The organism is Thiohalocapsa sp. (assembly GCF_022340605.1).
Lineage (GTDB): Bacteria > Pseudomonadota > Gammaproteobacteria > Chromatiales > Chromatiaceae > Thiohalocapsa.
The window spans coordinates 55,813-70,306 of record NZ_JAJDNQ010000089.1; the positions used below are offsets into that span (position 1 = coordinate 55,813).

Here is a 14,494-nt window from a genome sequence, read left to right on the forward strand (position 1 = left end):
AATACGTTCGCAGTCGCTCCGCTCAAGCCATCCGATGCCGAAACATCCATGCCGCGATCAGCGCGCTGATCAGCGCGATCAGCGCCATTGGCCAGTAGGTATTCGCGAGCGAGGCATAGCCGTCGCCTTCGAGCAGCACGCCGCGGGCGACGATGAGGAACCAGCGCAATGGATTGATCACGGTCAGGTGCTGGACGGCCTCGGGCATGTTCTCGATCGGCGTCGCGAAGCCGGACAGAATGACTGCCGGGACCAGGAACAGGAAGGCGCCGAGGATGCCTTGCTGCTGGGTAGTCGCAAGGGAGGAGATCATCAGCCCGATGCCGACGGCCGAGAAGATGAAGAGCAGCATCCCGAGCAGCAGCGCACCCAGTTCGCCCCGCAGTGGGACCTCGAACCAGAACAGGGTGGCGAGCAGGATGAAGCCGCCCTCGATCAGGCCGATCAGCACCGAGGGCAGGGCCTTGCCCAGCAGAATTTCCGCGGGGGTCAACGGCGTCACCAGGAGCTGGTCGAAGGTACCGAGCTCGCGCTCGCGGGCGACCGACAGGGCCGTGACGATGGTGGTTACCACGAGGGTCAGGATGCCGATGATGCCAGGCACGATGAACCATTGCGATCGCAGGTCCTGGTTGTAGAGGGCATGCACCTTCAGCACCGCGGGCGGCGGGGCCTGGCCGTGCGCGCTGCGCCAGTCGGTGCCGAAGGTCGTGACGATCTCGCGCACATAGCCGAGCAAGACCAGCGCCGTGTTGGAGTTGCGCCCGTCGATCAGCAATTGCACCGGCGCCGGCTCGCCGTGCAGCAGGTGCTGGCTGAAGTGCGGCCCGAGATGCAACACCGCCAGCACGCGGCGATTGTCGATCAGGGGCGCGATCTCGCCGTCGTGGCCAATCTCCCGGATCAGCCGAAAGTTCGGCGAGCCGACGACGCGGGCCACGAGCTCGCGGGCGGGCGCGGAGCGATCTTCGTTGTAGACGGCGATCGGCACCCGGTTGAGGTCGAAGGTGGCGCCGTAGCCGAAGACGAAGAGTTGCAGGATCGGCGGCCCGATCAGGATCAGGCGGCTCTTGGTGTCGCGCAGGAGCGCCAGCAGCTCCTTTAGCGCCAACGACAGGATGCGCGCGACGACGTCCATCTAGTCGAGCCGCTTCCTGAACGAGCCGCGCGCACGCCCTAGCAGCAGGACCATCATCACCAGCAGCGCCGCGCTGTTGAACAGAATGATGCGCCAGACATCGCCGGCCAGAAACAGCGTTTGCAGGATCGCGACGAAGTAGCGCGCCGGCACGATGTGGCTGATCCACTGGATCGGCGCCGGCATCGAGCCGATCGCGAAGATGAAGCCGGACAGGATGAACGCGGGCAGGAAGGTGGTGATGATCGCCATCTGGCCGGCGACGTACTGGTTCTTCGCGATGATGGAGATCAGCAGGCCCATGCCCAGCGCGACCAGCATGAACAGCGCCGAGGTGGCCAGCAGCACCAACACGGAGCCACGCAAGGGTATGCCGAACAGCCCGACCCCGACCGCGACGCACAGCAGCATGCTGCCCATGCCGAGCGCGAAATAGGGCGCGAGCTTGCCGAGCATCAGCTCCGGGATGCGGATCGGCGTGACCAGCAGGGCCTCCATCGTGCCCCGCTCCCATTCCCTTGCGACGACCATCGAGGTCAGCAGCGCGCCGATCAGGGTCATCAGGATCGCGATCAGGCCCGGCACCAGGAAGTCTCGGCTGCGTACCGCGGCGTTGAACCAGATGCGCGGCTCCAGCACCACCGGCGGGGCGCCATCGATGCCCTGTTCGCGCAGCCAGCCGGCGAGCCATTTGCGCCAAACGCCTTGGATGTAGCCGGTGCCAATGCGGGCCTGGTTGGCATCGACACCATTAACGATGACACCGATCGGCGCATCGCCATGGCCCCGCAACCGGCGCGCGAAATCGCTCCGCAGCCAGACTAGCGCAAACACCTGCCGCGCCGAGAAGGCCCGCTCGGCCGTTTGAATGTCCCGGTACTCGCGCGGCTCGAACAGCGGCGACCGGCGGAAGGCACCGAGCAGCGACGCGGTGTCGGCGTCCGGCTGCTCGACGACGAAGGCAATGCCGAGATTGCGGGCATCCAGCGAGACGCCGTAGCCGAACAGTAACAGCAGGACCACGGGCAGCACGAAGGCGATGGCCAGACTCGACGGGTCGCGCTTGATCTGCTGGGTCTCCTTGCGGATCAGGCCGAGCAGGCGCATGCGCCGGGCGGCGATCGAGCCCACCGTGTCCACCGTGTCGCGGTAGTCGGTCCGCGTGCCCTGGTGCGCGTCGCTCACGCGGCCTGCTCGCTCGCTTTGCGGTGCGCCGAGATCAACGCGATAAAGGCGTCTTCGAACGTCGGCTCGGGCTGCTGCGGCCGCCGTGCCCGCTCGATCAGCGCCATCGGCGTGCCCGCCGCCAGCACCTCGCCATCGGCCATGATCACGAGCCGGTCGCAGTAGTTGGCCTCATCCATGAAATGGGTCGTGACCAGGATGGTCGTGCCGGACTCGGCCAGGGCGTTGATGCGCTGCCAGAACTCCCGCCGCACCAGGGCATCGACGCCTGACGTGGGCTCGTCGAGGAACAGGATCTCCGGCTCGTGCAGCAGCGCCGCGGCCATTGCCAGACGCTGCTTGAAGCCCAGCGGCAGATCGCCACTGCGCTCGCGCTGAATGTCTTCGAGCTCGAAGGTCGCGAGCGCCCAATCGATGCGCGCTCGCTGATGCTCACCGCGCAGCCCGTAGGCGCTGGAGAAGAAGCGCAGGTTCTGCAGGACGCTGAGGTCGCCGTACATCGAGAAGCGCTGCGCCATGTAGCCGAGCCGCCCACGCGCCCGGGGTGCGGAGCGGCGCATGTCGAGGCCGGCGACGCGGACCTTGCCGGCCGAGGCGGGCAGCAGACCGCAGAGCATCCGGAAGGTCGTCGACTTGCCGGCGCCGTTGGCGCCGAGCAGGCCGAAGATCTCGCCCCGCCGGACCTCGAAGTCGAGCCCCTTGACCGCGACGAACCGGCCGAAGCGGCGCTGTAGCCCGCTGACCTCGATGACCGGAGCATCGATCGCTGGGGCGTCGATCGGCGGGGCATCACCACCGGGGCGCACGGCATGCGTCGCCTTCGACGGTTGCTCGCGCGAGGCCCCGGAGCCGGGCCGCGACGTAGTGGCCGCCGTCGGTAAAGGCGCCGGTGCTCGACCGCTGCCCACCGCGGCGGCGAGCCGGTCGATGAACGCATCCTCGAAGCGTGGCTCCACGGGCCGAATAACGAGATCGGAAACCTCGGCCGCAAGCGCAGGCAGCGACAACGCGCCCGGCGCGCGCGCCACGACCCGCGCCCCCGCCCCCTCGAGCACGACGTCGAGCACCGCCGGATCGCGGCTCAGGCGCAGCTGCAAGGCGCGGCGACGCATCGAGCCAGCCGACACATGGAAGCAACGCCCGCGCATCGCCTCGCTGAAACGTCGGGGTGGCCCCTGTCCGAGCAGTCGGCCGCGGTGCAGCAGCACGATGTCGTCGCAGTGCTCGGCCTCGTCGAGATAGGCCGTGCTGACCAACACCGTGACGCCGTTGTCGCGGGCCATTGCCTGCACGATGGACCAGAGGTCCCGGCGCGAGACCGGGTCGACGCCCACGGTCGGCTCGTCGAGCAGCAGCAACGGCGGCGGGCGCACCAGCGCGCAGGCAACGCCGAGCTTCTGCTTCATGCCCCCGGACAGGCGCCCGGCGAGGCGCTCGGTAAAGCGGCCCAGGCCCGTCAGCTCCAGCAGCTCGGCGAAGCGAGACGCGCGCGCCGCGTGGGCGACGCCATGGAGATCGGCGTAGAGCTCCAGGTTGCGGCGGACGCTCAGGTCCTCGTACAACCCGAAGCGCTGCGGCATGTAGCCGATGGTCTCCTGCACGCGCATGGGCTCGGCTAGGACGTCGATGCCGAGGACGCGGAGCTCGACCGTCGGATCGCGCTGCTGCCGTGACCGGTGCACGGTCGCGGAGCTCGCGTTCGGATCGGGTGTGAGCAGGCCGGTCGCGAGTCGCATCAGGGTCGTCTTGCCGGCCCCGTCCGGACCGATCAGACCGGTGATGCCGCCACGGGCGATGTCCAGAGCCAGCCCATCGACTGCGCGGACCTCCATACCACCGGCGCGAAAGGTCTTGCTGATGGCACGCAGGCGCAAAGCAAGGCCGGCGCCTGCATCCGGGGTGGTTGCGGACAAATCGTCGCGGCCGGGCTGCCCTGGTCCCGGCGCCCTCGCTCGCGTCGCCACTGGTCAGTCCCTGGACTTGCCCGGCGCGGCCGCAAGACAGTCGGGCGCCTTGCCGTCTGCCGACGGCGGCTCATCGAGCCGAAGGGTCACCGTCGCGGGCATACCGAGCCGCAGCTCGTCGTCGGCGTTGCAGGCATAGACCCGCACTTGATAGACCAGCTTGGTGCGCAGGTCCGGGGTCTCGACGTTCTGCGGCGTGAACTCGGCCGTGGGCGAGATGAAGCCGACCCAGCCGTCATAGACCTTATCGGCATAGCTGTCAGTCGTGATCGACGCACGCATGCCCAGCTGAAGCCGGCCGAGCGCGGTCTCCGGGGCGTAGGCGCGCACCCAAACCGGATTGGTCAGGGCCAGCGTCAGCGTCGCCGTTTGCGGCGAGGCCAGATCGCCTGGCTGCTGGATGCGGTCGCGGATGACGCCGTCCTGCGGCGCGTACAGGTCGGCCTCCTTCAGCACGACCTCGGCGAGCTCCAGCCGGGCCTCTTCCGCATTCAGCGTTGCCCGTGCCGCGTCGATGTCCTCCACCCGCGGACCGGCCAGCGCCAAGGCCAGTTCCTCCTCGGCGGCCTTCACCTGCGCCTCGGCCAGGTTCAGCCGGGCCTGGGCGTCGTCGCGCTCCTGCGCCGAGGCCATCTTCTTGGTGAACAGATCGTCGGCGCGCCGAAAGCGCTGCCTTGCATCGACCAGTTCCGCCTGTTGCGCCGCGAGATCGGCCCGTGCCTTGCGGATCTGTTCCGGCCGAGTGCCCGCCAACAGTCTCGCCAGGGTTGCCTGCTGTGCGGCGACGCTCGCCCGGGCGGTGGCCAGCTCGGCATTCAGGCGCGCCTTTTTCAGGCTGGCGAGCAGCTGGCCCTGCTGGACGCGATCGCCCTCCTCAACGAGGATCTCTGCGATGTGCTCGGTGTTATTGAAGGCGAGCGCCACCTCGCGAATATCGACATTGCCATAGAGCAGCAAGCGATTCGCATCAGGCTCCGTGCGACTGCTCTCGTAGAGCCAGAAGCCGACGGCAGCCCCGCCCGCGAGCAGCAGAACGACTACGAGAAGAACCCTTTTTTTCATCGCTCACCTGTGGTCCGGGGCAGAGCCGTGTCCCCATTCCGGTCCCTATGCGAGACGGCGGAGGCGCAGTTGCACAATACTAACGGCCGTACGAAACGTTGCGAAAGTTGTGTCAGCCGCGGAGCCGAAGAAGAGGAACTACGAAACACGCAAAAGGCGCGGAAAGACGCGATCTCGTCAAAAATTCCCTCCGTTTCGCGTGTTTCGTGCATTTCGTAGTCACAGAATTCTAGGATCGCAGGTCGGGTTGGCGATAGCGTAACCCGACCATCAGCGGCCTACCGACGCCCGGTGTCGGGTTACGCTGCGCCAACCCGACCTCCCATCAGGCGTGCTCGATGCGCCGGTGTGGGAGCGCCACTGCCTTTTGCGGCGCGATGGCGGCTGCGCCGCTGCCTGGCGCTTGGCAGTGACCTGAGGCGTGGTTTATTGCATTGCCGCCGGTCGCGGCACCCAGAGTGCCGCTCCCACAATAGCTGCACCGAATACTTTCGCAGTCTATGAAGTGCATCCACCGCGGGCGAGGACGGCGGACGCGCTGCGCCCAATCTCTGGACAAGGTCCGCCCTACGCTGTTCACGTCGTCTTTGAACCGTTGCTTATCGCTCCTCGCTGGGCGCCACGCACCCGCCGTGCTCAGTCGCGCACCCAGGCGCGCACCTGATCCGGAGCGGGAATGCCGCCGGCGTGCACCACCTTGCCGTCCAACACCACGCCCGGTGTGGACATGACGCCGTAGCCCAGGATCTCGGCCATATCCGTGACCTTCTCCAGTGTGATATCCACTCCCGCCTCCCGGGCCGCCTGAGTGATCACATTGGCGGTCACCTCGCAGTTGCGGCAGCCGCCGCCCAACACCTTGAATGTCTTCATCGTAAATCCTCAATGGATCAGGTTGAAGCCCCACCCCACCAGGGTGAAGGCAACGGCCAGCACGCCGGCGAACAGGGCCAGGGCCGGCCAACGGATGACCTTGCGCAGGATGAGCATCTCCGGCAGCGAGAGCGCGGCGACGCTCATCATCAGCGCGAGCGTCGTACCCACGGCAACGCCTTTGCTCAACATCGCCTCCGCCACCGGGATGATGCCGGTGGCGTTCGAGTAGAGCGGGATGCCCAGCAGGACCGCCGCCGGGACGGTGGACCAGTCATCGCCGCCCAGGTGTGCGGTGACCCAGGCGGCCGGCACGAAGCCGTGGAAGAGCGCGCCGACCGCGATGCCGATCAGCACCCAGCGCCAGATGCGCCCGACGATCTCCTTCACCTCGCCCACCGCGTAGCGATGCCGGCCCAGGAGACTCGTGTCGGGCTCAATGGTCGCCGCCTCGCCCATGTGGATCTTCCAGACATAGTCCTCGACCCAGCGCTCGGGGCGGAACGCCTGCATGGCCATGCCGCCGAACCAGGCCACGAGCAGCCCCGCCACCACGTAGAGCGCAGCGAGCTGCCAGCCGAGGATGCCCACCAGGATGACGGCCGCGACCTCGTTGATCATCGGGCTCGCGATCAGGAACGAGAAGGTCACGCCCAGCGGGATGCCGGCCTCGACGAAGCCGATGAACAGCGGCACCGAGGAGCAGGAGCAGAACGGCGTCACCGCGCCGAGGGTGACGGCCATGCCGCGCGCCTGCCAGTCCGGCCGGTCGCGCACGAAGGCGCGCACACGCTCCGGTGAGAGCATCGCACGCAGCAGCCCCATGACATAGATGACGGCGACCAGCAGCACGAAGATCTTGGCCACGTCCATGACGAAGAACTGCACGGCCGCCCCCGCGTGGGAGGCGGGATCGAGCCCGAAGAGCTGGAAGGCGACCAGATTGCCGAGGCGCTCAAACATGGACAGACACCGCCTGGCCTCGTTCGTACCAGCCCCGGGTCCGGTTCACGACCCGCACCACGAGCAGCATCACCGGCACCTCGATCAGTACCCCGACCACGGTCGCCAGCGCCGCCCCGGACGCGAAGCCAAACAGGGAGATGGCCGCCGCCACCGCGAGCTCGAAGAAGTTGGACGCGCCGATCAACGCGGACGGACAGGCGACGCTGTGCTTCTCACCGACCGTGCGGTTGAGCCAATAGGCCAGGCCGGCGTTGAAGAAGACCTGGATCAGGATGGGCACGGCGAGCAGCAGGATGATCAGCGGCTGTGCCAGGATCGCCTCCCCCTGGAAGGCGAAGAGCAGGATCAACGTGGCGAGCAGCGCCAGGATGGAGGCGTGCCCCAGGGTGTCGAGGGTGGCGTCGAAGCGCGCCTGGCCCTGCTTCAGCAGCGCCTTCCGCCAGACCTGGGCGATGAGCACCGGGATGACGATGTAGAGCACCACCGAGGTCAGCAGCGTGTCCCAGGGCACCACGATGGACGACAGCCCGAGCAAGAGTCCCACAATGGGCGCGAAGGCAAAGACCATGATGGTGTCGTTGAGCGCGACCTGGCTCAGGGTGAAATAGGGGTCACCGCCCGTCAGCCGGCTCCAGACGAAGACCATGGCCGTGCAAGGCGCGGCGGCGAGCAGGATCAGGCCGGCCACGTAGGCGTCGATCTGGTCGGCCGGCAGCCATTGCGCAAAGAGCCCGCGGATGAACAGCCAGGCCAGCAGCGCCATGGAGAAAGGCTTGACCGCCCAGTTGACGAAGAGCGTCACGCCAATGCCCTTCCAGTGGTCGCGCACCTGATGCAGTGCGCCGAAATCGACCTTGATCAGCATCGGGATGATCATCACCCAGATCAGCAACCCGACGGGTAAGTTGACCTGGGCCACCTCCAGCTTGCCCAGGAACTGGAACGGCGCGGGGAAGAACTGCCCCAGTCCGATGCCGGCCACGATGCAGAGCGCGACCCACAGGGTCAGCCAACGCTCGAAGACGCTCATGGGCGCACCGGCGACCTGCTTGAGGGAGACTTCACACTGAACGGACATGGCTCACTCCTGGGCGCTTGGCGTCAGATCCAGGGTCTCGGCCACCGCCGGCACCAGCCGCGCGCGGATCTCGTCACGCACGCGGATGAAGGATTCCAGCGGCTCGCCGTGCGGGTCGTGGAAGGGCAGATGGATCTGCCGTACCGGGCGCGGAAAGATCGGACAGCTCTCCTTGGCGTTGTCGCAGACGGTGACCACCAGGTCGATCGCCTCCTCGAGCACGGCGTCGACGTCTTTCGGATAGAGGCCCTCTGTCGGCAGCCCGATATCCGTTAGCGCGGCGATGGCGCCATCCGCCACCTTGGCCTGTGGCCGAGTGCCGGCGGACAGGGCGTGCACTTGCCCCGCCAGGTCGTGATTGAGCAGCACCTCGGCCATCTGCGAGCGGCAGGAGTTGCCGGTGCAGAGGACCAGGACGGTCTTGGGATCGGTCGTCATGGGTGTTTCCTCCGGGCTCTCTTGCGATGCAGGGATCAGTCGGCACTGCGCTCGAAGTCGAGATAGGCGCGGTTGATGTTCGCGCGGTGCAAGGTGTCGAAGTTGGCGAGGTGGCTGAACCGGGGAGCATCCGCCAGGCGATCGACCACCTCGTCGAGGGGCTCCCAATCCGCCTGCGCGGCGCCCACCTCGCTCACCAGCCAGTCGAGATAGGCGCCGGTGTCGGCCTGAGCCTTGGCGAGATCGCCCACACCGCCGTGGCCGGGGACGATCACCTTGGACTTCAGCGTCTCCATGCGGTGAAAGGCCGCTTGCCAGCCGCGCACGTGGCTGCTCGGCAGCACGCCGAGCAAGCGGTCGGTGAAGACCAAATCCCCACTGAAGAGCACCTGCTGGTCCGGCAGCCAGACCACGGCGTCACCGGGGAAGTGCGCGTCGCCCAGATACCGCAGCTCGATGGGCGTTCCGCCAAGTGTCAGCCGCGCTTCATCACCAGGCAGGGGCTCGGGAGCAGTGATCGGCTCGGTTCCCGTCAGCCGCTCGCCCAGCACGCCGCCGAGGCTGGCCAGATGCTGCGCCGCGTAGCGCTTCTGCGTCTCGACCGTGCGCCGCAGGGCGATGATCTCGGCACCCTGTGCGGCGAAATAGCCGTTGCCGAGCCAGCGGTGGTCCTGGCTGCCCGTGTTGATCACCCAGCGGATCGGCTCATCCGTCACCGCGGCGACGGCGCGCGCGATCCGCTCCGCGCCGAGCCGCGAAGCGCCGGAGTCGATGAGGACGACGCCCTGCTCCGTCACCACGAAGCCGATGTTGCAGTTGAGCGCATCGTTCTCCGCCGTGCGCGGTCCCGTGGGACCGATCAGGGCGTAGACACCCGTAGCCACTCGGCTTGGCGCCCACTCGGTTGTCCCCGCATGCGAGGCGCCTGCCCCGAACAACACAAGGGTAGAGGCCAGAATCAGCAATCGGGACAGGTGCAGCATGGCTGTTTCTCACTCTCGTCAAGCACCAATATATATGACATTACATATATATCACTGATCGAATGTTTACAGTCCCACCAGACTTTCAGGCGAGCGCGCCAGCGTCTCCGTCGAGTCGCTTCGGGGGTCTTGTCGGTATCGCGCGGCGCTGACGGCCACGGCGCCCGCTCAAGCGCAGCGCGGGGCCGAGGGGCGATTGGGCATCTGTGCGAGCGCCTCTGCGTCATCGGCGAAGGGCGACTGCGCCCGCACACCCGCGGCCGTTGCCTCCAGAACGTGCAGCGCCCAGGCGGGCAGCGCCGGATGGATGCGGTAGTAGACCCAGAGCCCCTCGCGCCGGTCCGACACCAGCCCCAGCTCGCGCAGTTGCGCCAGATGGCGCGAGACGTGCGGCTGGAGCGCGCCCGTCGCATGGGTCAGCTCGCAGACGCAGAGCTCGCCATGGCGCAGGAGCAGCAGCAGGCAGCGCAGACGGGTGGCGTTGGCCAAAGCGGCGAAGAGGTCGGTTGGGCGCATGCGTCAAAACATACGCGAGGCAATATATACCGTCAAACGAATGTAGTGTGCTACGGGGCATTGCGCACCTTGGCTTCATCGGCGCCGCCCCTCACATCCTGGCAGCGGCTCCAGCCAGGCGCATGACCCTGCAACCTGTCCGGCGTCGCGAGCGCCAACCCGTCCGGCCGAGCGCCCTCATCGACCACCGCGGAGGCTGACCATGGCCCCAAGTCCTGCCGAAGAGCTCGTGATCCGCAACATGACCCGCGCCGAGGTGGACCGGCTCGTGGACTGGGCCGCCGCCGAAGGCTGGAACCCCGGCCTGCACGATGCGGATGTCTTCTGGGCCACGGACCCGGACGCCTTCATCGCCGCGGAGCTGGATGGCGAGCTGATCGGCGGCGGCGCCATCACGGCCTACGGCGGCGCGTTTGGCTTCATGGGCTTCTTCATCGTGCGGCCGGAATTCCGCGGCCATGGGCTCGGCAATGCCCTCTGGCACGCCCGCCGCGAGCGCCTGCTGGCGCGGCTCGCGCCCGGCGCCGCCATCGGCCTCGACGGCGTCGTCGCGATGCAGGACTACTACGCCAAGGGCGGCTTCGTCTTCTCGCACCGCGACATCCGATTCCAGGCGGATAGGCCCGGGAACGCACCGGAGCAGACGCACGCATCCGACTCCGACACGCTCATCGTCCCGCTCGCCGAGGTCCCCTTCGAAGAAATCGCCGCCTACGACCGCACGTGCTTCCCGGCGCCGCGGGATACCTTCCTCACCGGCTGGAGCAGCCAGCCGGATGCCCTCGCCCTCGCCTGCCGGCACGACGGCAGGCTCGCGGGCTTCGGCGTCACCCGCCGCTGCCGCGAGGGCTGCAAGATCGGCCCCCTGTTCGCCGACGACGTGCAGGTCGCCGATGCCCTGTTCACGCGGCTCGCGGCCTTCGGCGCCGGCGGCCCGGTGTTCCTGGATGCCCCGGAGAACAACCCGGCGGCGCTGGAATTGGCGCGCCGACACGACATGCGGGAGGTCTTCGGCTGCGCGCGCATGTACCTCGGGCCGCCACCCGAGCTGGCGCATGGGCGCATCTTCGGCGTCACCACCTTCGAGCTCGGCTGATGTCCGGGCGCAACCTCGTCGGCTACGCCGGGGCGCCTCCGCACCCGCACTGGCCGGGTGATGCGCGGGTCGCGGTGCAATTCTTGCTCAATGTCGAGGAGGGTGCGGAGTCGACGGTGCTCAATGGCGACGTTGGCTCCGAGGCCTACCTGCACGAGCTGCCCGGCCGCCCGGTGCGCAACGGCGAGCGCGACCTCAGCATCGAGGGCATGTACGAGTACGGCGCCCGTGCCGGCGTCTGGCGGCTGCTGGCCCTGTTCGGCGACCGCGGCCTGCCGCTCACCGCCTTCGCCTGCGGCCGCGCGCTGGAGCTCAATCCCGCCATCGGCCGTGCCTTGGCCGACGCCGGCCACGAGATCGCCGGCCACGGCTATCGCTGGCTGGACTACCACCACGTCACCGAGGACGTGGAGCGCGAGCACATCCGCCGCACCCGCGACATCATCCAACAGCTCTGTGGCCGTCCGCCGGTGGGCTGGTACACGGGCCGGGTCAGCCTCAACACCCGACGGCTCCTGCGCGAGGCCGGCGGCCTCCTCTACGACTCCGACGCCTACAACGACGACCTGCCCTACTGGCTGCCCGATGCACACGACGCCGGGGCGCCGCACCTGGTGATCCCCTACACCCTGGTGAACAACGACGCCCGCTATCTGCTTCCGCACGGCCTCGCCAACGGCGACGACTTCCTGCGCCTGCTCACCGACGCCTTCGATCAGCTCTGGGCCGAGGGCGAGCGCAGCCCGAAGCTGATGAGCATCGGCCTGCACGCGCGCATCAGCGGCCACCCGGCCCGCGCCGGCGCGGTGGCCCGCTTTCTGGATTACGTGCAGGCGCGCGAGCAGGTCTGGATCTGCCGGCGCGAGGAGATCGCGCGGCACTGGCTCGCCACGCATCCGGCCCCGGACACCCAGCCCTGATCGACGCCCACCTGCGCGCCCGCCACCCCCGGCCCGCGCAGGGCGCCCGTACCAACGAGGGGGGTCAGGTCTCACATTGCACACGATGGTCTCCTTCGTCGCCGCAGGCTCGGGCTATACTCGCTGGACCCAGACGAGGAGCACGTCGATGTCCCTGCAACCGAGACCCCGCTACAGCTTCGACGATTATCTCGCCGCCGAGCGCGAGTGCGTGGACCAGCGTCACGAATACCTCGACGGCGAAGTGTTCGCGATGACCGGCGCCAGCTGGGAGCACAACCTCATCACCGCCAACCTCGTCGGCGAGTTGCATGCCGCGCTCAAGGGGCACCCCTGCCGGGTGCTCACCAACGACCTGCGCGTATACGCCGCCGACGCGAATGCCGGCACCTATCCCGACGTGGCGGTGCTCTGCGGCGCGCCGGAGTTCTACGACCAACGCCGCGATACGCTCATCAATCCAACCCTGCTGATCGAGGTCCTATCCCCATCCACGGAGGGCTACGACCGCGGCGGCAAGTTCGCAAGCTACCGCACCTTGCCGAGCCTTCGCCAATACGTCCTGGTGGCCCAAGACCGCCAGGCGATCGACGTCTTCACCCGAGAGACCGACCAGCGCTGGGTCATGACCAGCTACACCGCCGCCGACCGCAACGTCGTCTTCGACGTCATCGACTGCACCATTGCGATGACCGATCTCTACGCGGGGGTAGAGTTCGGCCGGGGTGACTGACCTCCGCCATCCCGGCAGCGTAACCCGACGCCGGGCGCCGATAAGCCTTTGATTGTCGGGTTACGCTATCGCTAACCCGACCTACGATCCTTGTGGGAGCGCCACTGCCGTTTGTGGCGCGATGGCGGACGCGCGACCGCCTCCCGCTCGGCAGTTGCCTGAGGCCTAGTGTGCTGCCTTGCCGCCGGTCGCGGCACCAAGAGTGCCGCTCCCACAAGAACCGCGCCACAAGAGCTGCTGCCATCGCGGCGACATCGCCACGTGCGCTGATCCGTGGCGCCCGGATGTCGCATGTCCGTGCAGGCGTATCAGCGCCGCCGACGCCGTTTCATCGCCAGGCCCGGCAGTGCGCCCAGCATCAGCACCGCCGTTGCGGGCGCCGGCACGGCTGCCAGGAAGTCGTCCGCGAGGATGGCATGCACCGTGCTAGTTGGGTGCACGCGATCGTAAAAGGCATAGCTCTCGGGATTCGAGCACAGGCTCGGGTCCCCCGTCGGGTCGGTGTCGGTCTCGACGAAATAGCCGGTGAGGCAGGCGTCGGTGACATTGGCGAGACCAAAGCGCGCCGGATCCTCGACGATGTCCTGGAGACGATCGAAGGTATCCAGGTACCAAAGATTGAGGTCGTCCACACCCGTCAGCGCGGCGAGCTGCGCATTCAGGGTGCTCACCACCGCATCGTTGTACGCGGTGGTCAGGCTGCTCAGCGCCGCGGAGACGCCCGGCGAGGCTGCATCGAAAGCCAGCGCCTCGGGCGTCAAGCCCAGGTCCGGCACCGTCGGCACGACGACGTTGCGCGCGCCGGCGCCGATGAGCTCGAGGATGCCGGCCACCACGTCTCCGACCGACTGCGTGAACAGACCAGTCGCCTCGGCGCTGCCGAGGTTCTGAAGCGTCGCGATGTCCCGCACATCGTTGCCGCCGATCATCACGATGTAGAGCGCATCGGCGTCCGCGACGCTCGCGGACGTCGGCAAATAGGCGTTCAACTGTCCCCACAGGCTACCCGCGGAGGCCGCGTCCCGGCTCGGCATGTCCGCGAGCGCGGGCGGCACCCGTGAACCCACGGCCCCCGTCATGTCCGCCTCGCCGTAGCGGCTGCGCGCGCCGCCGACGGCATAGTCGGTGCCGCCCGCGAGGCCCGGCGCTAGCTCGCCGGGCAGGTTCAGCGCCCGCCACATGACCTCGCCGTAGCTGTCGCCGATGCCGTCGTTGCCGGCGTCGTTCAAGAAGTGTCCGGGAAGTGGGTAATAGGTCGGGTCCGGCGACGGTGGGTCCTGGCCGTCGGCGGTGGTGGCGAGGTAGCTGTTGCCGATGTCCGACAGGCTGTCGCCGAAGATGTAGAGATTCGAATAGGGCATGCGCCCGGCAAGCACGACGCCGGGCAGCAGGAGGAGCGAAAGCAGGGTGAGGCGAAGACGATGCGGCATGAGGATGAGCTCCTTGGCAGAGACAGAGGTGCTTGTCGGCGGCGGCATGCAACGGTGCGACAGACGGCACCGCCACGGATGCACAAGCCGGCGTCGGCCCACCTGAGCCCGC

General features: G+C 67.9%; 14 protein-coding genes. 3 read left to right on the forward strand and 11 right to left on the reverse strand.

From position 1 onward, the window contains the following. Positions 1-22 precede the first annotated feature (22 nt). The 10 genes from LJE69_RS12415 to LJE69_RS12460 form a co-directional block, all read right to left on the reverse strand. Positions 23-1,138: an ABC transporter permease gene (locus LJE69_RS12415; protein ID WP_296925431.1), complete on the reverse strand. Its 1,116-nt coding sequence runs from the start codon at positions 1,136-1,138 to the stop codon at positions 23-25. Then, the gene (locus LJE69_RS12420; protein ID WP_296925433.1) at positions 1,139-2,323 is read right to left on the reverse strand and encodes an ABC transporter permease; all 1,185 of its coding nucleotides are present in this window, start codon (positions 2,321-2,323) and stop codon (positions 1,139-1,141) included. Next, on the reverse strand, positions 2,320-4,236 hold the full coding sequence (locus LJE69_RS12425) for an ATP-binding cassette domain-containing protein (protein WP_296925435.1): 1,917 nt from the start codon (positions 4,234-4,236) through the stop codon (positions 2,320-2,322). Before LJE69_RS12425 ends, LJE69_RS12420 begins: the two co-directional genes overlap by 4 nt. Positions 4,237-4,290: 54 nt before the next feature. Further along, positions 4,291-5,349 carry an efflux RND transporter periplasmic adaptor subunit gene (locus tag LJE69_RS12430; RefSeq protein ID WP_296925440.1) on the reverse strand — a complete coding sequence of 353 codons (1,059 nt, stop codon included), beginning with the start codon at positions 5,347-5,349 and terminating at the stop codon, positions 4,291-4,293. A gap of 636 nt (positions 5,350-5,985) precedes the next feature. After that, positions 5,986-6,222, reverse strand: coding sequence for a thioredoxin family protein (locus LJE69_RS12435; RefSeq protein WP_296925442.1), 237 nt, complete (start codon positions 6,220-6,222; stop codon positions 5,986-5,988). Between the two features lie 9 nt (positions 6,223-6,231). After that, positions 6,232-7,185: a permease gene (locus LJE69_RS12440; protein ID WP_296925445.1), complete on the reverse strand. Its 954-nt coding sequence runs from the start codon at positions 7,183-7,185 to the stop codon at positions 6,232-6,234. Beyond that, positions 7,178-8,266, reverse strand: coding sequence for an ACR3 family arsenite efflux transporter (arsB, locus tag LJE69_RS12445; protein ID WP_296925447.1), 1,089 nt, complete (start codon positions 8,264-8,266; stop codon positions 7,178-7,180). The genes LJE69_RS12440 and arsB overlap by 8 nt, the downstream gene beginning before the upstream one ends. A gap of 3 nt (positions 8,267-8,269) precedes the next feature. Then, positions 8,270-8,704, reverse strand: a complete 435-nt coding sequence (locus tag LJE69_RS12450) for an arsenate reductase ArsC (RefSeq protein WP_296925449.1) — start codon at positions 8,702-8,704, stop codon at positions 8,270-8,272. Positions 8,705-8,739: 35 nt separating this feature from the next. After that, positions 8,740-9,588, reverse strand: coding sequence for an MBL fold metallo-hydrolase (locus tag LJE69_RS12455; RefSeq protein ID WP_296925451.1), 849 nt, complete (start codon positions 9,586-9,588; stop codon positions 8,740-8,742). A gap of 267 nt (positions 9,589-9,855) precedes the next feature. After that, positions 9,856-10,203 carry a metalloregulator ArsR/SmtB family transcription factor gene (locus tag LJE69_RS12460; RefSeq protein WP_296925453.1) on the reverse strand — a complete coding sequence of 116 codons (348 nt, stop codon included), beginning with the start codon at positions 10,201-10,203 and terminating at the stop codon, positions 9,856-9,858. A 202-nt stretch (positions 10,204-10,405) separates the two neighbouring features. Here LJE69_RS12460 and LJE69_RS12465 point away from each other — a divergent pair, with 202 nt between their 5' ends. From LJE69_RS12465 to LJE69_RS12475, 3 genes are all read left to right on the forward strand, one after another. Next, entirely contained in the window at positions 10,406-11,299 is an 894-nt protein-coding gene (locus LJE69_RS12465; protein ID WP_296925455.1) for a GNAT family N-acetyltransferase, read from the forward strand. After that, entirely contained in the window at positions 11,299-12,219 is a 921-nt protein-coding gene (locus LJE69_RS12470) for a polysaccharide deacetylase family protein (RefSeq protein WP_296925457.1), read from the forward strand. The genes LJE69_RS12465 and LJE69_RS12470 overlap by 1 nt, the downstream gene beginning before the upstream one ends. A 148-nt stretch (positions 12,220-12,367) precedes the next feature. Further along, positions 12,368-12,952, forward strand: a complete 585-nt coding sequence (locus LJE69_RS12475; protein ID WP_296925459.1) for a Uma2 family endonuclease — start codon at positions 12,368-12,370, stop codon at positions 12,950-12,952. A gap of 308 nt (positions 12,953-13,260) precedes the next feature. Here the strand turns inward: LJE69_RS12475 and LJE69_RS12480 are convergent, their stop codons facing one another. Then, on the reverse strand, positions 13,261-14,382 hold the full coding sequence (locus tag LJE69_RS12480; protein WP_296925461.1) for an SGNH/GDSL hydrolase family protein: 1,122 nt from the start codon (positions 14,380-14,382) through the stop codon (positions 13,261-13,263). Between the last annotated feature and the right edge of the window lie 112 nt (positions 14,383-14,494).